The organism is Geminocystis sp., from assembly GCF_041753295.1.
Lineage (GTDB): Bacteria > Cyanobacteriota > Cyanobacteriia > Cyanobacteriales > Cyanobacteriaceae > Geminocystis.
Genome location: NZ_JBGSUU010000052.1, coordinates 18,434 through 44,310, shown reverse-complemented (window position 1 = coordinate 44,310; position 25,877 = coordinate 18,434). Strand labels below are relative to the sequence as shown.

The 25,877-nt window shown below is 31.7% G+C and carries 27 protein-coding genes; 12 read left to right on the top strand and 15 right to left on the bottom strand.

All coding sequences use genetic code 11. The features are described from left to right. Positions 1-65 precede the first annotated feature (65 nt). Together ACEW8E_RS05495 and thiL are read right to left on the bottom strand one after the other, a co-directional pair. The gene (locus ACEW8E_RS05495; RefSeq protein WP_373479337.1) at positions 66-437 is read right to left on the bottom strand and encodes a PleD family two-component system response regulator; all 372 of its coding nucleotides are present in this window, start codon (positions 435-437) and stop codon (positions 66-68) included. Positions 438-504: 67 nt separating this feature from the next. Then, a complete protein-coding gene (thiL, locus tag ACEW8E_RS05490; RefSeq protein WP_373479336.1) occupies positions 505-1,494 on the bottom strand; it encodes a thiamine-phosphate kinase in 990 nt (329 codons plus the stop codon). 20 nt (positions 1,495-1,514) lie between these two features. Here thiL and ACEW8E_RS05485 point away from each other — a divergent pair, with 20 nt between their 5' ends. The 3 genes from ACEW8E_RS05485 (at position 1,515) to ACEW8E_RS05475 (ending at position 4,086) form a co-directional block, all read left to right on the top strand. Continuing rightward, positions 1,515-2,276 (top strand): 4'-phosphopantetheinyl transferase superfamily protein, encoded by a 762-nt coding sequence (locus ACEW8E_RS05485; protein WP_373479335.1) that lies wholly within the window; start codon positions 1,515-1,517, stop codon positions 2,274-2,276. A 140-nt stretch (positions 2,277-2,416) separates the two neighbouring features. Continuing rightward, positions 2,417-3,130, top strand: coding sequence for an SIMPL domain-containing protein (locus ACEW8E_RS05480; RefSeq protein ID WP_373479334.1), 714 nt, complete (start codon positions 2,417-2,419; stop codon positions 3,128-3,130). 128 nt (positions 3,131-3,258) lie between these two features. Continuing rightward, positions 3,259-4,086 carry a pentapeptide repeat-containing protein gene (locus ACEW8E_RS05475; RefSeq protein ID WP_373479333.1) on the top strand — a complete coding sequence of 276 codons (828 nt, stop codon included), beginning with the start codon at positions 3,259-3,261 and terminating at the stop codon, positions 4,084-4,086. Between the two features lie 101 nt (positions 4,087-4,187). Here the strand turns inward: ACEW8E_RS05475 and ACEW8E_RS05470 are convergent, their stop codons facing one another. After that, positions 4,188-4,889, bottom strand: a complete 702-nt coding sequence (locus tag ACEW8E_RS05470; protein WP_373479332.1) for a response regulator transcription factor — start codon at positions 4,887-4,889, stop codon at positions 4,188-4,190. Between the two features lie 27 nt (positions 4,890-4,916). Continuing rightward, entirely contained in the window at positions 4,917-5,213 is a 297-nt protein-coding gene (locus ACEW8E_RS05465; RefSeq protein ID WP_373479331.1) for a DUF4164 domain-containing protein, read from the bottom strand. Between the two features lie 210 nt (positions 5,214-5,423). Here ACEW8E_RS05465 and ACEW8E_RS05460 point away from each other — a divergent pair, with 210 nt between their 5' ends. Continuing rightward, positions 5,424-7,667: an IMS domain-containing protein gene (locus ACEW8E_RS05460; RefSeq protein WP_373479330.1), complete on the top strand. Its 2,244-nt coding sequence runs from the start codon at positions 5,424-5,426 to the stop codon at positions 7,665-7,667. A 101-nt stretch (positions 7,668-7,768) separates the two neighbouring features. Here ACEW8E_RS05460 and ACEW8E_RS05455 read toward each other — a convergent pair whose 3' ends face one another. From ACEW8E_RS05455 to ACEW8E_RS05445, 3 genes are all read right to left on the bottom strand, one after another. Further along, the gene (locus ACEW8E_RS05455; RefSeq protein WP_373479329.1) at positions 7,769-8,518 is read right to left on the bottom strand and encodes an isoprenyl transferase; all 750 of its coding nucleotides are present in this window, start codon (positions 8,516-8,518) and stop codon (positions 7,769-7,771) included. Between the two features lie 164 nt (positions 8,519-8,682). Further along, a complete protein-coding gene (locus tag ACEW8E_RS05450) occupies positions 8,683-9,267 on the bottom strand; it encodes a 5-formyltetrahydrofolate cyclo-ligase (RefSeq protein ID WP_373479328.1) in 585 nt (194 codons plus the stop codon). Between the two features lie 66 nt (positions 9,268-9,333). Continuing rightward, complete coding sequence (locus ACEW8E_RS05445; protein WP_373479327.1) at positions 9,334-10,038, bottom strand: lecithin retinol acyltransferase family protein; 705 nt, start codon at positions 10,036-10,038, stop codon at positions 9,334-9,336. 110 nt (positions 10,039-10,148) lie between these two features. Between ACEW8E_RS05445 and ACEW8E_RS05440 the strand changes: the two genes are divergently transcribed. Further along, positions 10,149-11,447, top strand: coding sequence for a homoserine dehydrogenase (locus tag ACEW8E_RS05440; RefSeq protein WP_373479326.1), 1,299 nt, complete (start codon positions 10,149-10,151; stop codon positions 11,445-11,447). A 168-nt stretch (positions 11,448-11,615) separates the two neighbouring features. Here the strand turns inward: ACEW8E_RS05440 and ACEW8E_RS05435 are convergent, their stop codons facing one another. Next, positions 11,616-13,343, bottom strand: coding sequence for a diflavin flavoprotein (locus tag ACEW8E_RS05435; RefSeq protein WP_373479325.1), 1,728 nt, complete (start codon positions 13,341-13,343; stop codon positions 11,616-11,618). 384 nt (positions 13,344-13,727) lie between these two features. Next, complete coding sequence (locus tag ACEW8E_RS05430) at positions 13,728-13,940, bottom strand: hypothetical protein (protein ID WP_373479324.1); 213 nt, start codon at positions 13,938-13,940, stop codon at positions 13,728-13,730. Between the two features lie 249 nt (positions 13,941-14,189). On the opposite strand from ACEW8E_RS05430, the gene ACEW8E_RS05425 reads away from it, so the two are divergent. The 3 genes from ACEW8E_RS05425 to ACEW8E_RS05415 all read left to right on the top strand — a co-directional run bounded on the left by ACEW8E_RS05425 (position 14,190) and on the right by ACEW8E_RS05415 (position 15,752). After that, complete coding sequence (locus ACEW8E_RS05425; RefSeq protein WP_373479323.1) at positions 14,190-14,864, top strand: PEP-CTERM sorting domain-containing protein; 675 nt, start codon at positions 14,190-14,192, stop codon at positions 14,862-14,864. A gap of 266 nt (positions 14,865-15,130) precedes the next feature. Next, a complete protein-coding gene (locus ACEW8E_RS05420; RefSeq protein WP_373479322.1) occupies positions 15,131-15,427 on the top strand; it encodes a type II toxin-antitoxin system Phd/YefM family antitoxin in 297 nt (98 codons plus the stop codon). Next, entirely contained in the window at positions 15,417-15,752 is a 336-nt protein-coding gene (locus tag ACEW8E_RS05415; protein WP_373479321.1) for a Txe/YoeB family addiction module toxin, read from the top strand. The genes ACEW8E_RS05420 and ACEW8E_RS05415 overlap by 11 nt, the downstream gene beginning before the upstream one ends. Positions 15,753-15,957: 205 nt before the next feature. Here the strand turns inward: ACEW8E_RS05415 and ACEW8E_RS05410 are convergent, their stop codons facing one another. Then, positions 15,958-16,890: a ribonuclease Z gene (locus ACEW8E_RS05410; protein ID WP_373479320.1), complete on the bottom strand. Its 933-nt coding sequence runs from the start codon at positions 16,888-16,890 to the stop codon at positions 15,958-15,960. A 189-nt stretch (positions 16,891-17,079) separates the two neighbouring features. Between ACEW8E_RS05410 and mraY the strand changes: the two genes are divergently transcribed. Beyond that, the gene (gene mraY / locus ACEW8E_RS05405) at positions 17,080-18,147 is read left to right on the top strand and encodes a phospho-N-acetylmuramoyl-pentapeptide-transferase (protein ID WP_373479319.1); all 1,068 of its coding nucleotides are present in this window, start codon (positions 17,080-17,082) and stop codon (positions 18,145-18,147) included. A 2-nt stretch (positions 18,148-18,149) separates the two neighbouring features. Continuing rightward, on the top strand, positions 18,150-19,082 hold the full coding sequence (gene cofG / locus ACEW8E_RS05400) for a 7,8-didemethyl-8-hydroxy-5-deazariboflavin synthase subunit CofG (protein WP_373479318.1): 933 nt from the start codon (positions 18,150-18,152) through the stop codon (positions 19,080-19,082). On the opposite strand, the gene ACEW8E_RS05395 is transcribed toward cofG, so the two are convergent. From ACEW8E_RS05395 to ACEW8E_RS05385, 3 genes are all read right to left on the bottom strand, one after another. Next, positions 19,076-20,491 carry a GAF domain-containing SpoIIE family protein phosphatase gene (locus ACEW8E_RS05395; protein ID WP_373479317.1) on the bottom strand — a complete coding sequence of 472 codons (1,416 nt, stop codon included), beginning with the start codon at positions 20,489-20,491 and terminating at the stop codon, positions 19,076-19,078. The two genes, cofG and ACEW8E_RS05395, sit on opposite strands and share 7 nt — an antisense overlap. Before the next feature lie 355 nt (positions 20,492-20,846). Beyond that, positions 20,847-21,494 (bottom strand): PAP/fibrillin family protein, encoded by a 648-nt coding sequence (locus tag ACEW8E_RS05390; protein ID WP_373479316.1) that lies wholly within the window; start codon positions 21,492-21,494, stop codon positions 20,847-20,849. Positions 21,495-21,563: 69 nt separating this feature from the next. After that, positions 21,564-21,998 (bottom strand): dTDP-4-dehydrorhamnose 3,5-epimerase, encoded by a 435-nt coding sequence (locus tag ACEW8E_RS05385; protein WP_373479315.1) that lies wholly within the window; start codon positions 21,996-21,998, stop codon positions 21,564-21,566. 176 nt (positions 21,999-22,174) lie between these two features. Here ACEW8E_RS05385 and ACEW8E_RS05380 point away from each other — a divergent pair, with 176 nt between their 5' ends. Further along, a complete protein-coding gene (locus ACEW8E_RS05380; protein ID WP_373479314.1) occupies positions 22,175-23,047 on the top strand; it encodes an energy-coupling factor transporter transmembrane protein EcfT in 873 nt (290 codons plus the stop codon). Between the two features lie 3 nt (positions 23,048-23,050). Here ACEW8E_RS05380 and ACEW8E_RS05375 read toward each other — a convergent pair whose 3' ends face one another. Next, positions 23,051-23,881 carry a thermonuclease family protein gene (locus ACEW8E_RS05375; protein ID WP_373479313.1) on the bottom strand — a complete coding sequence of 277 codons (831 nt, stop codon included), beginning with the start codon at positions 23,879-23,881 and terminating at the stop codon, positions 23,051-23,053. A gap of 49 nt (positions 23,882-23,930) precedes the next feature. After that, positions 23,931-24,542: a class I SAM-dependent methyltransferase gene (locus ACEW8E_RS05370; RefSeq protein WP_373479312.1), complete on the bottom strand. Its 612-nt coding sequence runs from the start codon at positions 24,540-24,542 to the stop codon at positions 23,931-23,933. A 452-nt stretch (positions 24,543-24,994) separates the two neighbouring features. Between ACEW8E_RS05370 and ACEW8E_RS05365 the strand changes: the two genes are divergently transcribed. Beyond that, on the top strand, positions 24,995-25,768 hold the full coding sequence (locus ACEW8E_RS05365; RefSeq protein WP_373479311.1) for an RNA polymerase sigma factor SigF: 774 nt from the start codon (positions 24,995-24,997) through the stop codon (positions 25,766-25,768). Positions 25,769-25,877 lie beyond the last annotated feature (109 nt).

Genomic DNA, 25,877 nt, shown 5'->3' with positions numbered 1-25,877 from the left:
AAGGTAAGAGAAAAAGAGGAGATTAACTATACATTATTAATTATTAATTATTCATTATTAATTGTTTAGACGTTATGTTTGAGTAAATACTTAATAGTTTTAAGTAACTCCATTGTTTTGAAAGGTTTGATAATATAAGCATCCGCACCTTGTTTTGTTGCCCAGTGAATATCGAAATCTTCCCCTTTTGTAGAGCAAATGATTACGGGGACTTTTTCTGTAGCAGGATTAGTTTTTATCCAGCGACATAATTCATAGCCATTCATTTCGGGCATAACTACGTCTGTAATAACAAGATTAAATTGTTCAGCTTCTAAGATTTTTGTTGCTTCTACCCCATTTACGGCTTCTTTTACCTGAATATTAAATTGCTTCAGTGCTTCGCAGATCACTTCTCTGGGAGTATGATTATCATCAACAACTAAAATTTTAATCATGATTTGATTAACACTTAACGATTATAGGGAGTAGATGGATTAATAACTATAGACTATATTAGTATAGCTAAAAATGCTGAAAAGTTTTTCTTTGGTTTAATAAAAGTTTGGGATAGACATTTTCAGGATCAACTAATTGTATCTCAGATGATGCACTAATTTCACCTATTATATGACAATTTTTGCCTAATCTTTTTTGTAAATATTGTGCTGTTTCTTCATTCATACATAAAACTAATTCAAAGTCTTCTCCTCCGTATAGTATCCAATTCCATGCGGTTTCATCGTTGGTTATTTTTTTGATGGCAGAAGGAATCACAATTTTTCGGCGATTAATTGTCGCTCCAACATTACTTTTTTGACAAATTTGTATAATGGCATCCGCTAATCCATCACTGCTATCCATACCCGTAACTTTAGGGTAAGGATTAATACTTTTTAAGAGCTTGATTACGTCTAAACGAGGTTCGGGGTATTGATGGGCAAAAATTACTTTTTTTCTCGTTTCATCATCAATATGAGCATATTTTTGAGGATATAGCAAGATTTCTAACCCCGCTCTTGAAAGTCCATGAAGTCCTGTTGTTAAAATTAAGTCACCTACTTTCGCCCTGTGTCGATAAATTACTTCATTTTCCTTGACTTCTCCCAAGGCGGTAATGGCGATCACATTTACTTCAGATTTTGTGATGTCTCCGCCTACAACTTCAGTAGTACATTTTTGCAAACATTGTTGAATGCCTTGATAAACAGATTTAATCCATGAAATTTCAACATCTTTTCTCAAGGATAAGCCAACGGTAAAGGCAATTGGTGTTGCACCCATAGCGGCAATATCAGACAAATTAGCAGCCGCAGCACGATAACCGATAGAATGAGGAGGAGTTGTATCATCACTAAAGTGGACATTTTCCACTAAAACATCTGTAGTAATTACTAATTTTTTATCTGTATTAACATCAAGGATAGCACCATCGTCACCAATTTTTTTCCTGTCACAATATTGACTAATTATGGCTAATAATTCATGTTCGCCGATGTCTTCTAATTTTGTCATAATTAATAAGATTTTTTGTTATGGTTTCGTTTTTTATCTATATGTGGAGTAAACCGCCTCAAAGTTTAATTTTAAAAGATAATGATGTACATATTTGGATGATTAATATAGAAAATTATAGAGAAAAGATTAAAAAATTTAGAGACATTTTATCTCTGGATGAGTTAGAAAAAGCGAATAGATTTTCATTAGATATACTTAAAGAAAGTTATCAGATTAATCGAGGATATTTAAGAATAATTTTAGGTAATTATTTAAACATAAAACCAGAAGAAATTTGTTTTTCTTATAATCAAAAAGGAAAGCCTTTATTAAAAGGAGAAATTATCAATAAAATAAACTTTAATCTTTCCCATAAAAATAATTATACCGTTTATGCTCTTAGTAAAAATAATATTGGTATTGATTTAGAACAGACTAATGATAAAGTAGCCATAGAAAACATTGCTAGACGTTTTTTTTGTCAATGTGAATTTAATTATTTGAACAATTTACCGAAGAGAGAAAAACCAGAATATTTTTTTAAATTATGGACTATAAAAGAAGCCTATTTAAAAGCCATTGGTGAAGGATTATCAGGAGGATTAGATAATATTTGTTTCACCATAAATAAAAGTAGTGAAAATACAGCATTTATTTCCCATAATCATGATAAAAAACAAGATAATAACTGGTATTTTAAAACATTAAATTTGCCAAATGACTATAGAATAGGTATAGCGATTAATTCTATTTATCAACCTAACTTTTATTATTATGATGAATTTTTATATTCTTTATAATTCAATAATAGTTATCAAAGAATAAAAAGAAAGTTTGTGATAAATTGATACAGAAAAACATTAGTTTGTTTAGCCCGTAACTTTTTTGATCTTTCATCGTCAATAATGTTATATTTTTATTAGATTAAACCTATTTACCTATGTTATCGATTCAACCTGTAGAAAAATTTTTCCTTTCCTTTACTTTTCTTAGTTTAGGTTTTATGCAACCTGTATTAGCACAAGAACAACTATTAAAAACTATAACCGTTACTGGGCAAGGAATAGAAAGAATCCCCGCTACCGTTGCGAATGTCCAATTAGGAGTAGAAATTGAAGGAAAAAATGCCCCTCAAATTCAGGAAGAAGTAGCTAAACGTAGCACCTCTTTAATAGAATTACTTAAATCTAGTAATGTACAAAAACTACAAACTAGCGGTATTCAATTACGCCCTAACTATAGTTACGAGAATAATCAAAGACAATTGATTGGTTATGTTGCGACGAATATCGTTAGTTTTGAGTCACCCATTGAAAAAGTAGGTCGTTTATTAGATGATACTGTAAAAATAGGAGCAACTCGCATCGATAATGTTAATTTAACGGCAACGGAAACCGCTATTACTACAGCTCAAAAACAAGCATTAATCAAAGCTAGTCTTGATGCGCAACAACAAGGGGATGTTGTTTTAAATGCGTTGAATTTAACTGCTAAAGAAATTATTACTATTAACGTTAATGGTGCAAATGTACCTAATCCTATTCCTAGAGAAATAATGGCAGATAAACTGGCTTCTAGTGCCCCTAGTAGTACAGCAGTTGTAGCTGGAGAGCAAACAGTTTCAGCATCGGTTACTTTGCAAATTCGTTATTAAAATTAGGTTTATAATAATATGTCTGAGGTTAGGCAATTTTCTCAATTTAGCTTTTATAGTTAGAAAAATAAGGAAAAATAGCTAAACTTCATTAAATTAATATGTGTTTTGCCTAAATAATATTCCTCGTGGAAAAACATCAACCTGAATCTTTTTTCATCAAAATTGTTAAACGTTTTCAAAAAACCTTATCTTCTTTTCTTAATGCCATCGCTGAAGCTATAACCTCATCGGTGCATATTCCTCAAGTTGCTATTGGTCCAATTGTTGGAGCTTTAATTAGTGCCACCACTACTTTAATTATTGGATTCTTAACAATTTCTAACATTTTTAGTGAGCAATTTCTGTATCGTCCGTTACAAATTCAGGATAATAATGCTAATTATACTTTAGAATTAGAGCGTTATCATCAAACAATTTTAACAGAATATTTGAGTTATACAACACAATTAACTTTAGATTATCCACTGTGGAAATTACAACAAAATCCCTATTTATTAAGAGCAAATACTCAAACAGTTTTAGATGAAATTGACTCAGAAAGAAAGCGCTATATTATCATGTTTTTACAAGATGCTAATTTATTAAATTTTAATGGACAAACAACAATTCCTTTATTAAAAAATGCTAATTTAATAGAGGCAAAATTAGACAAATTAGATTTAACTTCTGCGAACTTTATCGGTGCAGATTTAACCAAAGCGAATCTTAGTCAAGCTAATTTACATAAAAGTAATTTTTATCAAGCAAAACTAACTAATACTAATTTAACTAATACCGATTTAAGAGGAGTTAATTTAGAAAAAGCGGATTTAACAAATGCTAATTTTACAAACGCTTGTTATGATAATTTCACTAAATTTGATCCTAGTTTTGATGTGCATAAAACAAAAATGCGTTTAATTTCTTCTTTCAATAATTGCCCTTTTATTCCCCTAGAAAAAGAGACTAAATAATATTTTGCTGATAGTAATAATAATATTATAAAAATCAATTTTAAGATAGTTTGAGTCAATTTTAATCCTTTGCCCTTTGCCCCTTGCCCTTTGCCCTTTATCTAATTATCTTCAAATTTATAACCAACGCCAACAACAGTTTTAATAAAAGAAGGTTGTGCTGGATTTGGTTCAATTTTTTTGCGTAAACGGCGAATATGAGTATCAACGACTCTTTCATCTCCGAAAAAATCTGCACCCCAAAGTTTATCAATTAATTGAGTGCGAGTCCATACTTTATTAGGGTAATTAACAAAAGCTACTAATAAATTGAATTCTAAAGCTGTTAAATCTAATTTTTCTTCTTTACCATCATCTAGTTGACGAATAGCAGTATGTTCATCTAAATTTAAGGTAAAGTGTTGAGTTTCGTTGATTTGTGCCTGTCCACCATGACGCATACTACGGCGTAATAATGCCCTAACTCTAGCAACTAATTCCCTTGGGCTAAAAGGCTTGACGAGGTAATCATCAGCCCCAGTGGATAAACCAATTACTCGGTCAATTTCTTCTCCTTTTGCTGTTAACATCAATATGTAAGGATCTTTTGTCATTCCTAAGTTTCTAACTTGACTACACACTTCTAATCCGTCGAGTTTGGGTAACATGAGATCTAAAATAATTAAGTCTGGTTGTATGGTTTTGGCTTTTTCAAGGGCTGATAAGCCATCATAGGCAATATGACACTCAAATCCTTCTCTGGTTAAACAATTATTGATGAGTTGAGCAATTTCTTTTTCATCTTCTACTATTAAAATTTCCATGATCACAGACAATAAATTTATTGTTATTTAGAGATTAGGGAAAAATACGATTTTGCCAAGAAAAGTTAACAAGCCACCTGTTAAAACTCCAAAAATTCCCAAAAATCCTAAAGTTAAAGTATTAAAACGGTTATTAATGGTAGTTTCTAGCTTTTCAATTTTGGTATCGACTTTATCTTCTAAAGCATCAATTTTGCTGTCTAATTTGTCGATTTTTGATTCTAACTTTTCGATTTTGACATCGATATTTTTATCAAGATGATCTATTTTTGCCTCAATCTTATTGAGTACATCAATTAAGCTAACTTCGATTGTTTGTGCCATGTTAAAATTTCTTTAGTTTTATATCAATCATAAGGAGTAGTTGACTGCTACTCTTTTTGGTTTTATCTCTGAATATAAATGAGAACGGGAAAAATGTTAATTCTCCATTACTTAGAATTATAAGTTAAAATTTTCTTGTCTATTTGTGAGTCAATGCTAAGATCTCAAATTAGTAAAACTATCTTCCCGCAATCTTAATAAAAATAAGTCGTGCAAATTTCTTTAGATTACTACCGCATTCTCGGCATACCCATTCAAGCTGAATCAAACTTGATTGAACAAGCCTATCAAGATCGCATTCTTCAGTTACCTCATAAAGGTTATAGTGATTATGCTATAACCTCTCGAAATAATTTACTGAACCAAGCCTATGGTATTTTGATCAATGATCAATCTCGTTTAGACTATGAATCATCTTTCTTTTCATCTTCTATTAAAACTGAAACGGAAGAAGTTATCGAAGATTTATCACCCTTAGAGGAAACCTCAGATTTAGAATATCTTGATGATAATGAGATAGTTCAAAATACCATTATTAATATTGAAATTGAACCGAATTTATTTATTGGTGCGCTAATTATTCTCTTAGATTTAGGAGAATATGAGTTAATTTTGACTTTAACCGAACCTTATCTTAAAGATAAAAGTAATCTAAATGATTTAATGGAAAAAGAAGAAGAATTAACTGTTATTAGTCAAGATTTAGTTTTAACTGTAGTTTTAGCTTATTTAGAATTAGCAAGGGAGAGATGGCAAGAACAAGAGTATGAATCAGCTTCTGATGCTCTGATACAGTCATATAATTTATTATTTGAAGAAGATTTATTCCCTAGTTTAAGAAAAGAGATTAAACAAGATTTAGGAAAATTACAACCTTATCAAATTTTAGAGTTAGTTACCAGAGAAAATAGTCATGTTTCTGTGAGGCAAAAAGCAGTTACATTACTTAAAAATATGTTTAATTCCAGAGGCGGTATTGAAAGTCAAAAAATAGATGAATCTGGCTTAGATATTGATGGTTTTTTACGGTTTATTCAACAAATTAGGGTTTATTTAACTGCCGAAGAACAACAGTTACTATTTGAAGAGGAAGCGCAACGGCCTTCCCCTGCTGCGGGATATTTAGCGGCTTATGCTGGTATTGCTAGGGGTTTTACCCAAAGACGGCCAGAATTTATTATTAGGGCAAAAAATAGCCTTATTTCCCTGACGATTCATCAAGATGTTTATTTAGAGCAATCTATTTGTGCTTTATTATTAGGACAAACCGCCGAAGCTGAATTTTCTTTGAGCCAAAGTCGAGAAAAAAAAGTAATTGGTTATATTCAAGAAATGTCACAAGGATCGCCCGATCTTTTACCCGGATTATGTGTTTATACGGAAAAATGGTTACAAACGGAGGTATTTCCTCAATTTAAAAATTTAAGTGGTGAAAATCCATCTCTTCAAGAATATTTTGCTGATGATAAAGTACAAAGTTATTTAGAAACTATTACTACACCGCTATCCTCTGTTTCACAAGAAGATGAGTTATTGTCTTCTCCTGAGTTAGAGTTACCTTATCACAAGGCTATAGAATCTCATCAATCCTATTCTTTTTCTCAATTTAATGCCTTAAAAGATCAAACTGATTATGAAGATCAAGTATTTAATGATATTTCCGCACAAACTTCTAATCTAGTTTTAGAACAAGAAACAGAGATTATTGAGGAAGAAAATGAGAAAATGTCTTTATTTGTTCAAGAGGAAGAAAATGAAGATTTAATCGGTTTTGATGATTTTATGTCCACAAATATGGAAGTACCTCAACATAGTTCGGATAATTCTTCTCCTGTGGTTATTACTAAAAACCCTTCCCCTAAAGTCAAAACTAATTCTGAAGATAAAAGTTTATTGATTATTTTATCAATTTTGGGTTTATCTTTTTTAATCGTTATTGGGTTTATTGGCTCACGATTACTTTCAAAAGAGCAAGGAAATAGATTAGAAATTTCAATTTCTGAACCTGTTATTGAATTATTACCTAATAATCAAGAAACTGTTAATGATAGTTTGATGAGTACATTAGATAAAACTATGGCTTTAGAAATTATCAATCAATGGTTAAACGCTAAAGGAGAAGCCACAGGACCAAACTATAATATAAATGAATTAAATAAAATTCTAAAAGAACCGCAACTATCTTTATGGATAGGAGTTAGTCGTGATTTAAGAAATAAAAATGCTTATAAGCGTTATGAACATAAAGTAATTATACAATCAGCAGAAATCAATCCTCAAGATGTCACTCAAGGAATCATCATCGCTAAAATTACCGAAAAATCCCAGTATTATCGTAATGGTGAGTTAATCCCTAGTTTGTCATATCAAGATAATTTATTAGTTACCTATGAATTAATTAAAGAAGGTGATCAATGGTTCATTAAAAATGGTACTTCTAAAGTTATTAATTAGAATTAATTGTTTGATTTTTGCCAAACCGTTAAATCTCGATAACTTTTTACTTCAATCATTTTCATTAAACCTAAAACCTGACACCCGATACCTAAAACCTATTAATTTAATTTACCAAAACGGCGATCGCGCATTTGATAATCGAGTAAAGCCTGATGGAATTGTTCACGATTAAAATCAGGCCAAAGAGTTTGAGTAACATAGATTTCACCATAAGCCATTTGCCATAAAAGAAAATTACTTAAACGCATTTCGCCGCTAGTACGAATTAATAAATCAGGGTTAACTAATCCGTTAGTATAAAGATGATTTTCGAATAACTCCTCATTAATATCATCTAGTTGAATTTGATTGTCTTTGACTAAAGAAGCGATGGCATGACAAGCATGGAGAATTTCTTGACGAGAACCATAATTAGTGGCAATATTAAACTGAATACCCTTATTATTGGCAGTTTTTTCCATAGAATGGGATATTTGAGCTTGTAAAGAAGAAGGTAAAACCGTTAAATCACCAATAAAACGAATTTTGACATTTTCCGTCATCATTTCTTCTAACTCACGACGTAAAACTCTTTCAAATAGAGTCATTAAAAATTCTACCTCATGAGCGGGTCTTCCCCAATTTTCTGTAGAAAAAGCATAAGCAGTTAAAACCTTGATTCCCCAATCATCACAACAACGTAATAAATCTTTAAGTGCGTCAACTCCCTTTTGATGACCTATAATACGAGGAAAACCACGATTTTTTGCCCAACGTCCATTACCATCCATAATTACCGCTACATGAGCTGGAATTCGTTGTTGATCTAAATCTAAAGGTAATTCTATCAAACTTTGCTTTACACTCATCTTGAATTAATAATTAAACGTCAAAGGCTTTAAATAATAATAATCTGACTATGGGAAATATTGATATTGATACAATACATATCATTGATAATGACTTTAATTTTATCTTGATTCTTGCCTTAAAGTCTATCTTGAAATGATCACACTAGAAAATTTATCATCAATTAAACCTTGAAAAACTTTAAATCTGTGGCAATATAATTTAATGGTTTATCCCATGATTCTCTAGGTAATAAAGAAATATAAGCATCATTAAAAATAATACCAATAGTGGGAATATGGTGAAATAAAGATAATTCTAACATTCGATCATAATAACCTCCTCCATAGCCTAACCTATAACCTAAAGTATCACAAGCTACCGCAGGAACTAGAATTAAATCAACGGTAGTAACATCAATTAAAAGGGAATTAGCCATAGGTTCAGTAATGTCATAAGCTCCTATTTGTAACTTCTCTCCCCATTGCCATTGATGCCAAACTAGATTTTTTCCTTGACAGCGAGGAAAACCCCATTTTTTTTCTTGTTTTTGATGCAATAAACTTAAATCTGGTTCTTGTTTGAAGGTAAAATAACTTAAAATAACTTTGCTTTGACGAAAAAGTGAACTATTTTCTAACTGACGACAAATATGATTACTTTTGAGTTGCCATTGGGAGGAAGAAAGTTGTAAACGTTGTTGAATATATTGTTTTCTTAGGCGTTTTTTTTCCTCTGAAATAGTTAGATGATGGTCATTATGGGTCATAATGTTTGATGATACTCGGTTTAAGTGTAAGTATTTTAATCAAATTATAAAAATATTAATTTTTATTTAAGAATAATAAATTTTTTCCTCCCTACCTATTCCTTGATTTTTTAATAAATTCTCTGTCATTATCGCTAGTTTTTCTAACTCTTTCTCTAAAGAAGCGGCTTTTTTTTCATGATCTTTTTTCCGTTTAATAGCCTCCCTTGCTAAATCATCACGATTATTTATAATGGCTTTTTTTGCCACCTTTTCCCATATATCAATTTCATCTAAGTTTTGACGATATTGAGGTTGAATTTGATCCCAAACTGTTCTAATTTGATCTAAAGCTGTATTAACAATATTTTTATTATTATCAGAATCATATCCATTAAAAGCCTGTTTAAGAGGATCTAATAAACTAAAAGTATCTAATTTATTAATAGCAGGAATAAAGTCTTTTATTTGTTGACTTTCACTCACTCCAGTTTTACACCAAGTGGCAAAATGTTCACAATTATTAAACAATAAATTATATTGATTTTCCCCTAAACGACTAAAAGCACGTTTTACCGTAACATCTGGAATAAAACAAAAACCAGCAGGATATTCACGGGAATAAACTCGATTATTCTTACTAAAAGTCTCAAAAGAAGTTTGCTCAATTACTTCACTAGGTTTACGATAATGAATAACGCTACCATCCCCTATATCAATACCATGATGTTGATAAACACCACTCAAGTTAGCAAACTCACGCCAGACAAAAATTTGATCTCCGAATGCCATATAATTCACTAATAGTTAATAATCTTTAAAGGTTTCTACTGTTCTATTGTGCCTTTTGCCTTTCCTATTGTAAAATAAACATTATAAGATTTAGATAAAGGATAGATATTGTGGCTTTTAACATCGGTTTATTAGGACTCGGTACTGTAGGTATAGGCACAGCAGAAATATTACTAAATCCTGAAGGCAGACACCCCCTTATCCAAGATATAAAAATTGCACAAGTTGGGGTTAAATCTTTAGAGAAAAAACGTACCATTGACTTACCTACCGATATTATAACTACTGATTTAGACGCAATTGTTACTAATCCTGATGTAGATATTATTGTAGAATTAATCGGCGGTTTAGAACCAGCTAGAAGTCTCATTCTCAAAGCCATAGCTAACGGTAAACACATTGTAACAGCTAACAAAGCGGTTATGGCAAGATTTGGTCCAGAAATTTACGCAGCCGCCAATCAAGCGAAAGTATATGTCTTGTTAGAAGCTGCTGTAGGTGGTGGTATTCCTATTGTTGAACCTTTAAAACAGTCTTTAGGTGCAAATCGTTTTACAAATATTATTGGTATCGTTAATGGCACTACAAATTATATTCTCACTCAAATGACTAACCATGGTGCAGATTTTGCACAAGTGTTAAAAGAAGCGCAAACATTAGGTTATGCAGAAGCAGATCCCACTGCGGATGTAGGTGGTTTGGATGCTGCGGATAAGATCTCTATTTTAGCCTCCTTAGCTTTTGGTGGTAAAATTAACCGTGAAGATGTTTACTGTGAAGGTATCACCAAAATTACGAGTAGTGATATTAGTTACGCTGAAAAATTAGGTTTTGTCATCAAATTATTAGCCATTGCCCATAAAGTCGAAAAAACTGAACCTGAAAAGTTAGAGTTAAGAGTACATCCTACTTTTGTGCCTAAATCTCATCCCTTAGCTAGTATTAACGGTGTAAATAATGCCATTTTAGTGGAAGGACAACCCCTCGGACAAGTTATGTTTTATGGGCCAGGAGCTGGATCTGGTCCCACGGCTAGTGCTGTGGTTGCTGATATAATGAATATCGTGGGAGTACTTCATAGTAACAAAAAAGCGGAAATACTTGATCCTCTGTTGAGTTGTTCTCCTCAAAACTACTGTCAAATTTCTCCTATAGAAGATGTTTATAGTCGTTTTTATGCCCGTTTTCTTTGTGCAGACGTACCCGGAGTTATCGGTCATTTAGGCATGGCTTTTGGTCAATATGATGTTAGTTTAGAATCAGTGGTACAAATCGGGTTTCAAGGAGAATTTGCTGAAATTGTGGTAGTTACTCATCAAGTTAGAGAAGGTAATTTTAGAGAGGCGATCGCTGAAATTCTTAGTTTAAATGCCATTAAAGAGATTCCTAGTATTATCAGAGTATTGTAATAAATTAAGCTCCCAAATTCCTACTACTTTTGATCAAGAAAGGGAAAAATACGCCCTAAATCCCCACTACTTTTGATCAAGAAAGGAAAAAATATGCCCCTAAATCCCCAATTCTGGGGACTTTCATTGACTATAGTTACTCAAAAATGAAATATTTTACTTTATTATTTAATAGTAGTTACCGACTTTACGATGATGGACTGCGGTTAAACCATCAGGTTTTGATACTCGTCCACTGGTAACTTTACTATAGACTACCCAGTGATCACCGCAATCCATACGACTAACGGTTTGACATTCAAGGTAAGCTAAAGCATCGGTTAAAATGGGTGATCCATTAGTGGCTACTTGAGTTTTAACGCCTTCAAAACGATCTGCTGCTGGGGGGAATCGTTTGAGAAAATGCTTCATTAAAGGTTGGTAATTGCCCTCTTCTAAAATGTTTAACACAAAAGTATCATCTACTTGTAATAAAGATTCTATAGCACGATCTTTAGCAACGGCAACGGTAAAACCGGGAGGATCAAAACTTGCTTGTGTTACCCATGATGCCAACATCGCCCCTTTAGCCTCTCCTTTTTGAGCGGTGATAATATACAATCCTCCGCTAATACGCCCGATGGCTTTATCTAAATCACTATCAAGGGCTTTTCTTTGTTTGATACTGGCTTTTTTGGTCAAAATTTGCCCTAAGTCAACCCCTGATTCTTCACATAATTGATAGGTGGTTTCGTCAGGTTTATCTTTTATCCGAATTGGTGCAAAAGCAGAAGTTAAACCTAAATTTTGTAACTTATTTGCAAGAGGATCTACAGGTTCATCATCTCCGCCGTAGGATTCATATAAACCAATAGTTTGCTTATTATTAACACAAGCTAAAATTGCTCCCATTTTATTACTAATTTGGGCGTTATTTTGATCTGTTAATGGTGGCATTCCTAATACTATCCCTGCCGATTTACTCACAATTTCAGGAATTTCGTGAATATCTGTGCCATTGACATCGATCATTTCTACGGTTATGCCTGTTTTGGTAATACCTTTTGCTATGGCTTGGGATAGGCGATCGCTATAACCATAATCAGAGATATAGAATACTGCAACGCTTTTCTCTCCTTTACTTTGCTCATTACTCCAACGGTAATAACGATCTAATAATTCCTTGACATTATGCTTTAAAATTGGTCCATGACCATTAGCAACTAAGGAAATTTCTCCTAATTCTGACATTCGTTTCATAGCAGATAAAACCGATCTTGCATTAGGTCCCATCAAACATTCATAATAAAAACGGTAGTCTGGGGAAATATTGGCTAAATTTTCATCATAAAGAGCCGCACTACAGTAGTGCATCCCAAAAGCATCACAAGTAAAAAGGGTTTTTGTACCGTGATCATAGCTAAAGATGGTATCAGGCCAATGCAAATTTGGAGCATTGATAAACTCAAAAATATGACCATTACCTAAATCGAGGCGATCGCCATTTTTCACAATTTGACGTTTAAAGTCAATATGGACAAAACCTTCTAAAAATTGAATAGCCACCTTAGAAGCGACTATAGTGATATTAGGGTTAATTTCTAACAAATCTTTCACTAAACCACTGTGATCAGGCTCTGTGTGAGAGATTATAAGATAATCAATAGCTTGAGGATCAATAACTTTTCTTAAAACATCGAAATAAAGTTGTTTAAACTTGAGGTGAGAAGTATCAACTAAAGCGTTTTTCTCTCCTTGAATGACATAAGAGTTATAGGTTGTACCATTTTGTAAACCAAATTCAATATCAAATCTATCTCTATCCCAATCTAAAGAGCGAATTGCGGTAGTATCGGAGGCAATAACTTCTACTTGGGTAGTGAGACGTTGAGCAGTTTTAATGGGAGTTGCCACCATAAAATTATTTCCTTTCTATATAAATTTTATTATTAATCTATTATAGTTTTTTGAGTAAAAGTACTAATTAAATAACTTATATAAAAATTTGATAGAGTAAGTCGTGTTAGTAAACTTCATCATGAGTGCCAATAGATTCTAAAAGAATTGCAGATGTTTTGTCATATTGTTCAAACTTGAAAATAATCCGAAGATCATAACCTGCACTACAAGCATAAGAGTCCTTAAGTTCACCTTTTAATTTATGAGTTTTTAATCGAGGTTGAAAAGGATCAGCACAAAGTAATTCTCAAGTTTCTTGAATATGTTTGACTAAATCTGGTTGTTTTTTAATGATTTTTTTAGCATTTTTAACAAATACAGTAGAACGTAATAAAATAAATTTCACGAAAGAATCTCCTCCATGAGTTGTTGAGGTGTCATAGGTTTACATTCCCCTTCAGCGAATTCTTGTTGGGCAGTTTGAACATCTTTAACTAATTTTGCTCTTTTTTGTTCTCGAAGGCGATTTTGTAAAATATAAACTAGATTTTCTTGATCTTCAATAGAAAGTTGATGTGATGCTTCCAAAATATCCCCAAAGGTTGCTATAGTCATAATTACTGTAGTAATCTAATAATGATGTTATCTATTCAATTATAGTAAGTTTGCCCCTGCTTTCAATTCTGGGTTTCGCCCTCCTACCTCCCAGTCGGGGAAAAAGTGCTTTACTTAATTACTTTTAAAATACTTGTTCAAAACTTTACAAAAACTTTATAATACTTTCTTCATCAAAACTTTATAAATTTATTCCTAAATTAAAGCTATTGTTGTTATTAAAATTAATCGTTTTAACTTAAATTCACTATGAAACAAGTAAGTATTTCTACCTCCTACAAAAATAAGGCTTTCGGCTTAGGAGTTGGGCTTTTAACCTCCCTCTCAGTTTTGGGTATTGCTAATACTGCTCATGCAATTGTATTAAATGTTGGTTCTCAAACTAGCACTTTTACGGGTTTAACAAGGGGATTTTTCTTTACAGCACCCACTAACTTTACCATTACAGGTCTTGGTGTTCCCACCGATGCAAGTACCGATAATTTTGATGTTGCTTTATTAAAATTTAATGTTACACCACCACAATTTAGTGCATCAACTATTGACTTTAGCACATTATTTCTTTCTCGGGATAATGCAGGAAGTGCTTTATTAGCAACAAATATCAATATTCAAGCAGGAGACATCATTGGTGTATTCGGTTCAAGAGGTCCAAATAGTATCAATTCTTATGGAGCAAATAATTTTAATACAACTATATTAGGACAGTCTGTTACTCTTACTCGTCTAATCATGCAAAATGATTTAAGATTCTTTGATCCTTCTGCCATTGGAGTATCTACTGAATCTGGATCATCAACTCTTGGACGTGTATTTATTAACATAGAAGAAACTCAATCTGTACCTGAACCTGTAACTATTTTAGGCACATTATTAGCAGGTAGTTTGGGAGTTGCTTTCAAAAAAAAACAACAATCACTCTAAAATCTAGTAGCTTGATTTAATTAGGTTTCGCCCCCCTGCCCCCCAATTCTGGAAATATAGTCAATAAAAGTCCCCAAAGTTGGGGATTTAGGGGCTTGATTTAATTGGGTTTCGCCCCCCTACCCCCAATTCTGGGGGAGATAGATATAGTCAATACTCAAAGTTGAGGATTTAGGGGATTAATGAATAGTGAGCATTTATAGGAGATTTGAGGTAAACTAGAAATATAAAATAATGTACAGAATCAATGGACAGGTTTATTTAATATGTTTTCCATCGAAACCAGTTATACTCAAGCACGGGAAAATTTAGCTAATCTACTTAATGAGGTAGAAAATAATAGCAGTATAGCGGTTATTAAACGTCGTGGCCATAAAGATATTGCTCTGATTGGTGCTGATGATTTATCAAGTCTCTTGGAAACTATTTATTTATTGCGATCGCCATGTAATGCCAAGAGGTTATTAGAAGCCTTAGAAGATTCTAAACAATGGGAGAAACAACAACCTCCTTCTCTTCATACCGTAGATGATTTATGTCAGGAGTTAGGGATTGAAAGGTAAAAATAAAAAAACAGAGAAAGAACAAGAAAAAACGACTAAAAATCAGTCTATTGAAGTAAAATCACTGTTTCCAGTTTTTCATCCCCATTTTCGAGAAGATTTAGCATGGTGGTATCGTACTGATAAAACAAAAGCTAATAAAATTCTTGATTTAATTGAAGCGATTATGAAATCACCGTTAGAAGGTATTGGAAAACCAGAGCCACTTAAATTTTTAGATTCGGATACATGGTCTCGTAGAATTGATTTAGAGCATAGATTGATTTATCGTGTGACACGGGAGCGTATTGATTTTTTACAAGCACGTTATCACTATGAAAAGTAGTTATAGTAAGTTTGTCTCTGCTTTCAATTCTGAGGGAGATATATTCAATGGAAGTCCCCAAAGTTGGGAATTTAGGGGCTTGATTTAATTCAATTTCGCCCCCCTGCCCTCAATTCTGGGGGAGATAGATATAGTCAATAACTGATGATTTATCAAGTCTGTTGGAAAGTATTGATTGCGATCGCCATCTAAAATACTTTAATACTTAACAACGACGGGGAATTTCATAACGAAAGAAATCATAGGCTAACATTGTTTGAGGAAAAATAGATTGAGCTTCTTTGAGTAAATCACTCATTTGTATGGCGTTTCCCGGGGCGTAACGAGGGCTAAAATGAGTCATGATGAGTTGTTTTACTTGGGCTGCTAAGGCCACTTGAGCCGCCATTGTGGTAGTAGAGTGCATTTTTTCAAAAGCCATTTGTGCGTCTTGATGGGCAAAAGTTGCTTCATGAATTAAAACATCAGCATCTTGGGCTAATTCCATGGCATTTTCACAAAAAACTGTATCAGTGCAATAAACAAATTTACGTCCTATTTCTGTTGGTCCACAAAATTCAGAGCCAATCAATTTACGTCCATCTTCAAGGGTAACGGTTTCTCCAGCCTTAAGTTTGCCATAGATGGGGCCAAAAGGAATGCCCATTTTTTTCGCTTTCTCGATGTCAAATTTACCAGCTCGATCTTTTTCTGTAATACGATAACCAAAGGCTGTTACTCGGTGTTTTAGCATTTCCGTAGTAACTATAAATTCATCATCTTCATAGATTAAACCCGATTCTACTGTTTTAATTTCTACACCGTAGGGGAAATAAGTATAAGAATATTTCATACAGGCTTTTAAGTAAGGTTCTATACCCGGTGGCCCATATACTTCAATATTTTCAGCATGGGCACCTAAACCACAACTAGCTAATAAACCCATTAAACCAAAAGTATGATCTCCGTGCATATGAGTGATAAAAATTTTTTTCAGTTGAGAGGTTTTTAAATCACTACGCAACAGTTGATGTTGTGTGCCTTCGCCACAATCGAATAACCAAATTTCTCCTCTTTGATTAAGCCGTAAAGCAACACTAGAGACATTTCTTGATTTAGTTGGTACGCCTGAGCTTGTACCTAAAAAAGTTACTTCCACTATGGTTTTTAAGTGATATTATTTTGTCTTAACTATAATAACTTATTGATATTGAATAGTTCATCATCAAATATATTTTAGGTTAGTTAAAAGTAGTTAACTCAGACACTTTATCACAAAGTTAGGGAGTATTAAAAACAAGTCCTAACTCAAGGTAATATTAACAAGGGATATTTTTTCTTCGAGATTATGAATAGCAATTCTACTTCTTTAAATCGTCTTTTCAATCCTTCAGGATGGTTATTATTCGGGTTTTTAAGTTTTGTTTTAATAATTATTGTCTTAACTTTTGTTTCTACTGCTCAAATTTTGCCTTTTCTTTTCGCAACTTTGGCTAGTGGCAGTTTAGGTTATTTAGTTGTACCAATTTTACAACGGATCAAAGCTTCTCAGATTATACAAGAAGATGGCCCTCAAAGTCATTTAAAAAAAGCTGGTACTCCCACTATGGGCGGTATTTTCTTTATTCCTACGGCAGTAATAGTTGGTTTAATTTTGGGTGGTTTTACCCCTGAAGTAATAGCGGTAGCCTTAGTTACTCTCGGTTATGGTTTTATTGGTTGGGTTGATGATTGGCAGATTTTACGCAAAAAAACGAATTTGGGTTTAACTCCTAAGCAAAAGTTAGTTTTACAAATTGGTTTTGCTATTCTATTTTGTGTTTGGATGTATTTTTCTCAACCGACTTCTATCACTAATATCAATCTTCCTTTTAATCTCATTTTGCCTTTAGGGTTTTTTTTCTGGGTTGTGGCTAGTTTCGTTCTGGTAGCTGAAAGTAATGCTACTAATTTAACTGATGGTGTTGACGGTTTAGCTGGTGGCACAAGTGCCATCGCCTTTTTAGGATTAGGTATTTTAGCAGGAGAAAATCATCCCGATTTATTAGCTTTTTGTTTGGCTGTTAGTGGGGGTTGTTTAGGATTTGTGCTTCATAATCGAAATAAAGCATCTGTATTTATGGGTGATACAGGATCGTTAGCTTTAGGTGCTGGTTTAGCGGCGGTGGGTATTTTAAGTCAAAATTTATGGGGTTTATTTATCATCAGTTTATTATTTTTTGTGGAGTCTCTTTCAGTAATTGCTCAAGTTGCTTATTATAAAGCCACAAAAGACGCTGACGGTAAAGGGAAAAGACTGTTGAAAATGGCCCCAATTCACCATCATTTAGAGTTAAGCGGTTGGACTGAAACTCAAATTGTGGGAGTATTTTATGTTATTAATACTGTGTTGATTTTATGGGTTATTAACCATTAAAAATGTCGAAAATAATCACTTATAGCCCAGCTTTTACCATTGTACCGACCTATGAATGTTTTAATCGTTGTAGCTATTGTAATTTTAGAACAGATCCTCATCAAAGTCCTTGGTTAGAATTAGATAAGGCTAAAAATATCTTAAGTCGTCTTCAAAATCAGAAAATCACGGAAATTTTAATTTTAAGCGGAGAAGTTCATCCTAATTCCACAAGAAGACAACTATGGTTACAACGGATATATGATTTAGCGCAATTAGCTTTATCTATGGGATTTTTTCCTCATACCAATGTAGGGATTTTGACTTTTAAGGAAATGTCTTTATTAAAAGAAGTTAATTTTTCCATGGGCTTGATGTTAGAGCAATTAAACCCTAATCTATTAGATACAGTTCATCGTCATGCGCCGAGCAAAATCCCTGATATTAGGTTACAACAATTAGAATGGGCTGGAGAGTTGCGTATTCCTTTTACTACTGGTATTCTTTTAGGTATCGGCGAAACTTCTCAAGATCGTATTGATAGCTTACTGGCGATCGCCAAAATACAAGGAAAATGGGGAAATATTCAAGAAGTAATTTTACAACCCTATTCTCAAGGAAGTCAAGAAGAATTACAGAAAGAGTCTGTTAGTAACGCAGAAATTTTAGAAGTAATTGCCATAGCTAGAAAAATTTTACCCGAAAGTATCACCTTGCAAATACCACCAAATTTAATCAATAATGAAGAACTTTTATTAAAGAGTATTGAATTAGGAGTGAGAGATTTAGGGGGAATTGTGCCAAAAGATGAGGTAAACCCAGATTATCACCATCAAACCTTAGAAAATCTCCATCAAACGTTAAATAAAGCACTTTGGCAATTAAAACCCCGTTTACCAGTTTATCCACAATACTACTCTTGGTTATCTGAAGATTTACAATCAAAAATTCAATAGGCACAGACAATAGAATCATTAGGATTAAACTTAACCACAATTAAAGTCATATCATCGTTATTATGATGACCAAATCCGATAAATTGTTTTATTTCTCGAAAAATATAATTGAGAATTTCTTCTGCTTTTGTATAATGTTGACAAGCATAATCAAAACAAAGATGTAAATTATCTTCATCAAATCTTTGATTATTTTGGTTAACAGCATCGGTCAAACCATCGGTATAGTAAAGAATAGTATCATTTAACTGTAGCTTAATAGAACTATTTTCGTACTTTGAATGAGATTCTAAACCAATTAACATTCCTTCGGTATCTAGTCGAGTAATTTTTTTTGTTTTTTCTCTCCATAGTAAAGGAGGATTATGAGCAGCGTTGGCATAGCGTAAGATATGAGTTTGGGGATTATATTCAGAGTAAAATAAAGTAACAAAACGATGAGAATTTTCTAAATCTGCATACATTACTCGATTAAGATGCTGTAATACTCTAGCAGGAGAATGACGATTTAATACTTCTGCTCGTAACATTCCCCTCGTCATAGTCATAATTAACCCAGCAGGTACACCTTTACCCATAACATCTCCAATTACTATACTCCAAGGTTCACAAGGTGCATTAGGTATTTGTGCAGTACTTTCATCCCATTGATCATAATTCATCGGAATAAAGTCATAATAATCCCCTCCAACACGATTAGCTGTCTCACATTTAGCAGCCACTTCTAAACCCTTGATGGTAGGACATTTTCGAGGTAGTAATCTCAATTGAATTTCTGAGGCGATTTCTAATTCTCGATCTTGTCGTTCTTTTGATCTCAATTCGACGGTTAATTCATGATTAGCAATGGCTACGGCGGTTTGATCTGCTACTAATTGAGCTAATTTTTTACGAGTTTGTGTCCATAAAAATTCAGAATCATGACTAAAAATATATAATCGTCCTTTTTCAATATTTTTAATTAAAATAGGGGTACTAAAAACTTTAAAAAGAGGAGAAAGTTGTTCTTTAAACTTATTTTGAACAAAAGTAGAAAAACAATCAATATGAGGAAAAATGTGGGGATTTTTTTTATGTTTTTTAGGATAACTATTAATATCTTTAACAACAACTTGAAAAGAATGATTAATCTGCTCTCGAAATTGACTATTTTGACAATAAATTTGTTCTAAAGTGATTTGATGATCAGCATTATAGAGTATTAAAGCACCACCATCAGCATCAGTAACTCTAGCTACCATTAAGGGAGTTAACTCTAAAAACTGATTCAAATTATTAAAACTACGCAACGCAAAACTTAAAGAACTTAGTAAATTCTGAATTTTATTTTGTTCTCTTTGTAAACTAGCTACTAACTCTTTTAATGCTAAAATTGGGGCATTATTCCCTGATGGATATTTAGGTGACACAGTTTCAGAATTGAGAGAATTAAGTTTAAAAATAGACACAAAAATTTAAAAAAATTGACGATAGATAATCAAGTTTTGAGAATAAATTAATATTCTTTAAAATGACTAAATTATTTCTATTCACACAAAAAGATTATGAATTAAGTCAAAAAAGTAATGAACTTGATAGTATATGATGAAGAAAGTATATCAACTATTTATCAAATGTCAAGTTTAATGGTAAAATTCGCCATCAAGTTTACTAATATAGGAATCAGCCGTTAGCTATAATTAGTTAGATTTCAAGTATTACATTTAATATTTCCAAATAATTTAAAGATTGTTAATATAGTGATTTTATAATTAGTTATTAATTTTAATTAACCATTTTTTGTTGTTTAGAAAGAATAAATAAACTTCCATCACCACCTCTACCAATTCTTAAATTCTCATCAATATAAGTAATTTTTAAACTAGGTATTCTTCCTTGAGGATTACGAGCATTAAATACTTTAAAAGGATCTAAAATTTTTGTTTTTATTCCTGCTATTTTTTGGATAGAAAGAAATCTTTTTTCAAAATTAACGTTAATTATATCATTAGGTAATGTTTCATTTTCTGGTATTTTAGGGCTAAAACTTGCTGTTACTTTAACATATCCGTTAATTAATTTAGAAGAATGTTCCACAAAAGCAATATTAAAAAAAGAGGCTTTTTGAGTATCTATTATTTGATAAACTTGTTGTAATTTAAAACCTAAAGGTAACTTATTTAATGAGCGAATTTCTCTGGCCGTAGAATAATGTAATTGCCAAATTCCATCTAGTAAATTAACTCCATATAATAAAGGCTTATAAAAAGGATTAAAGCCCTCTAATTTTGTGGTTATTTCCTCAATTTTATTACTTTCTGAGGGGAATAACATTAAATCTGTAATGGGGTATTCAGGATTAATTTGACGATGTTGAGCGAGTTTTTTAATTTCTGATAATAATTTTTGTTTGAGACTTAAGCGATTATCCAAAATATTACTTTTACTATTTAGTATTTATTGATTAGTAGTTTACTATATCAAATAAGGTAAATTTTGATTTTAAATAGAAATAGTTAAAGAAGGAAATAGCAGTTTCACCTTATCTAAATCGTAAGGAAAAGGTTTTTTTATGGGTTGGTAATCTTTAGGATGAGTTTCCCCATGACGCAACACTGCATTTACTAACAAACAAGGTTTGCGATTAAAGTTTATGGCACTATGAGGGATTCCTGTCGGTATTGTTACTACTTGAGGATTATCTTCGGTTAAATGTAGATATTGATATTGCTTATTTTGTAAAATAACTAAAACAAAACTACCTTTTACCACTAATAATTGATCTGTTTGAAAATGATGTACAAATAAATCATCGATACTTTGAGGTGGTATTTGCACTAACATAGTTTCATGACTACATTGAGGAGTATAAAATTGAGACATTCCTCCTTGAATTGACTCTAACTTTTTGAGTTGAATTTTTTTTCTGAGTGTCATCTTATTTTCTTTCACCTCTGATGGTTTTTTCTAGTTTACAGCGACTAAATGTAAAAAAATGTTGCATAATTTACGAAAAAGTCTCAAACTATGATATAGAAACAAAATATTGACAGTTAACCATTGACAATGAATGATTGATCAGTAAGTCTTAATTCTCAATTTTCAATTAATTTATGGATTTATTACGATCACTCCCCATTGGATTATACTTAGAAAAACCTTTAACGTGGCTACATAGACTTGATCCTAGAGTAAAATTAGCATGGTTAATGAGTCTTATTCTTACTCCTTTACTATCAAATCCTTACTGGCGCATTTTTTTAGTCTTATTTTTAATTATCATCACCAGTTTAGCCTTGATTCCTTGGCGGGTACAAAAAAAACAGATGAGTTGGTTATTATTTTTATCTCTTGTGGTATTTGTCATGACATCTTTTTCCCCTGATGGATTTAATCTTACTTATCAACCACGATTACCCACCAGTGATATTATTATTACTCAACCTACGGATTATCAATATGTTTTGTACAAAATTGGTAATTTAACAGTTACAAGAAGATCTTTTGACTTAGCGATTCGAGTTAGTACTTTACTTTTTACCTTAATTTATAGTAGTAATTTATATTTATTAACCACTGCACCAGAACAAATTACAGCAGGAATAGAGGAATTATTATCACCTTTAAGGAAGTTTAAATTACCGATTACAGAGATAGTTTTAACTTTAACTTTAGCTTTAAGATTTATTCCTTTAGTATTAGAAGAAATCCAGAATTTAATTAGATCAATTAGCACTAGAGCGATAAACTGGAAAAAATTAGGTATCAAAAAAGGTTTAAAAATTTGGTTAATTGTTGCCGAAAAATTATTAGCTAATATTTTATTACGAGCAGAGCAAATTGCGATCGCTATGGAAGTAAGAGGATTTACGACACCAAATCAACATCAAGTACAATGGCATCAATTAAAATTAAGTATTTATGACTTTTTAGCTTTATTTTGTTTATTATTATTTTGGTTTAGTAGGATAACGATAGGTAATTAATAATTATAAATAAACTAAGTTTTCTGGTAACTCTGATAACTTAAAAATTGTATCTTCTTGAATAATAATATCACGAAAAATTTTCTTAGTTTGAGAAGGTAAAATTAACACTTTTTCTGATTTTACTAAAGAATTTTTAAAACCTTCTAACTCTTGATTAATTTCTAAATAACTCACAAGACGACGAAATAATTTAGGTAAAATAACCATGTTTTTTTCTTCATCAAATAAATCCCAAACATAAAAACCAGTATTCGTAGAATCAAACTCCCAAACTCCTTTATTTTCTTTTTTGGCAAAATTAACAGCATGAGTCATTTTTTTTCTTAAAGTAGGTGCTAAACCACGATAATAAGTAGGGTAAGATTCGCCATATAAAAGACTTTGATAATTAACTGAATGTAAGAATAAATCTATAGGTAAAAATAAAATATCACCATCTTTAGCATCAATTGTACCTTTAAAAACAAATGCTAAAGGGCGGCCATGTTGATCTGTTTTTTTTGCTAAAATAAAACCTTGAATATTATCTTTTGCCTTAATAATTATATTTTTATCTTCATGCCATTTTACCTCATCAATTTCTAAATATTTTAATAAAAAATCTGAGGCACTTAACGCCCATTTTATACTTTGTTTACATTGACGAAAATGAGTTTCTAAACTATCAATACCAATCAAACGAATTTGTACATGATTAAATTCATTTAATACTGGAGGAATACCGATTAATTTTGACCAATTTTCAAGATTATCAGCTTTAAAACGAATGGAATCACCATCAGGAGAATAACCCATAGCGTGAAAAGTGCCTTTGATTAAAATAAAAGACATATATCTCAATTAAACAAGAATTAATAAACTTTAATTATAAACGATGAACTTAATTAACTTTAAAAATTGTTAACACTACTCCACTAAAAAGATAATAATGATTAACGACTATTAAACCGACTTTTTCCCCTAATTTTTCTCTAGTTTCTTGATTATAAAAACGAATACCACCGGGGGTAAAAGGTAATAAATTATTATTATTATTTCCTAAATAATCAGCTAAATAAAAATAACCTTGAGGTTTTAAAACACGAGCAATTTCTTGAAATACTATTTCAGGATTAGGATAGTGTAAAAAACTAATAGTATTAAATATTGCATCAAATTGATGATTAGCAAAAGGTAATTGAGAGGCATTAGCCACCGTAAAAATAAAACGAGGATGATGACGATTTCCTTTTCTGGCTTGACGTAACATTTGAGAAGATAAATCACCGCCGATGGCTTTTATATCAGGAAATTTATCCCCGATGCGATTAAGTAGTTTTCCCGTGCCACAACCTAAGTCTAAAATTAAACTCTTTGGTGGTAAAGTGACATATTCTAATAATCGTTGATGAATAGCTTGATAAAAAATGGTGGTAAAAGTTACATCATAAAAATTAGACCAACCATCAAAAAAAATTCGTTTATAATCAAAGAAACTGTTTTTTATAGTCATACAAATTAGTTAAAAAACTTAATAAAAATCAACATAGATAAATAATATCTAAGATTAAAGACAAAGCGGATTAACGTCATAGTGAATTAAAAATACAAATCATTGATAGAGAGAAGAAGAAAAATCAATTTAAAATAAGTTTGAATCACTTATTACTAATATTTCCTGCAAACTAAGTAAGAATTATATTTTATCCTGATTACAAACATTAACAATAATCCATAGTTATCAAAAACATTAAGGAATTAAATATTAATGATAAAAAGTTTATCCGTGTAAATAATGAAAATAGAATATCCTTAAGATAAAAATACAGTAAATACCCTGTTGTTTTATGGAGACTTTATCAAATATAATGAAGTCATAACGATGATAAAAATAAATATTCAGAATTTTTTATAAAATTAATATAATTATCCGCCTTTTATCTCTCTCAAGAGTAACTTAAGACTATGGCTAATAAAACATCTTCCGAATATAAACTTGAAAATAACCAATTATTTTCTCTCTACCAACAAAATCAAAATCTGAAAATCCGTAACCAAATTTTAGAGTTAAATTTAGGATTAGTAAGAAAAGAAGTCTGTCATTGGATAAATCAGTGTCAAGAGAATTATGACGATTTATTACAAGTAGGTTGTATGGGTTTAATTCGTGCCATAGAAAGATTTGATATAGAAAAAGGTTTTGCTTTTAGTTCTTTTGCGTTACCCTATATAAGAGGGGAAATTCAACATTATCTTAGAGATAAAGGATATTCTATTCGTATTCCTCGTCGTTGTTTAGAATTAAAAAATCAGTCAAATAGTATTGTTAGAGACTTAAGAAATAAATTAAATCGTCAACCTACAGATATAGAAATTGCAAGAGAATTAGGGGTATCATTACAAGAATGGCAAGAGGTCAAATTAGCCCATCAAAATAGAGAACCTATTAGCCTAGATTCTACCACTAATGATGATGATAATAAAAATGCTTTAGTAGATTGTTTACCAGATAATCAGTATCGTAGTTTTCAATTAGCCGAAGAAGATAAAATCAGGTTAAATAATGCTTTATGTCAACTCGAAGACGGCACTCGTAAAGTGTTAGAATTTGTGTTTTTACAAGATTTAACCCAAAAAGAAACCGCAGAAAAACTGGGAGTTAGTGTTATTACCGTTTCTCGAAGAATCAAAAAAGGCATTGCTAAAATGAGAGGTTTAGTAAATGAAGAAGAATTTTAACTACTAATAGAATAATCAAACTTCTTGTCAAAGTCTCTCTATCACCATAAAAAGTAAGCTAGAATAAAAGATGACGGAGACAAAGTTTCCGTTCACTCCTCACACCATA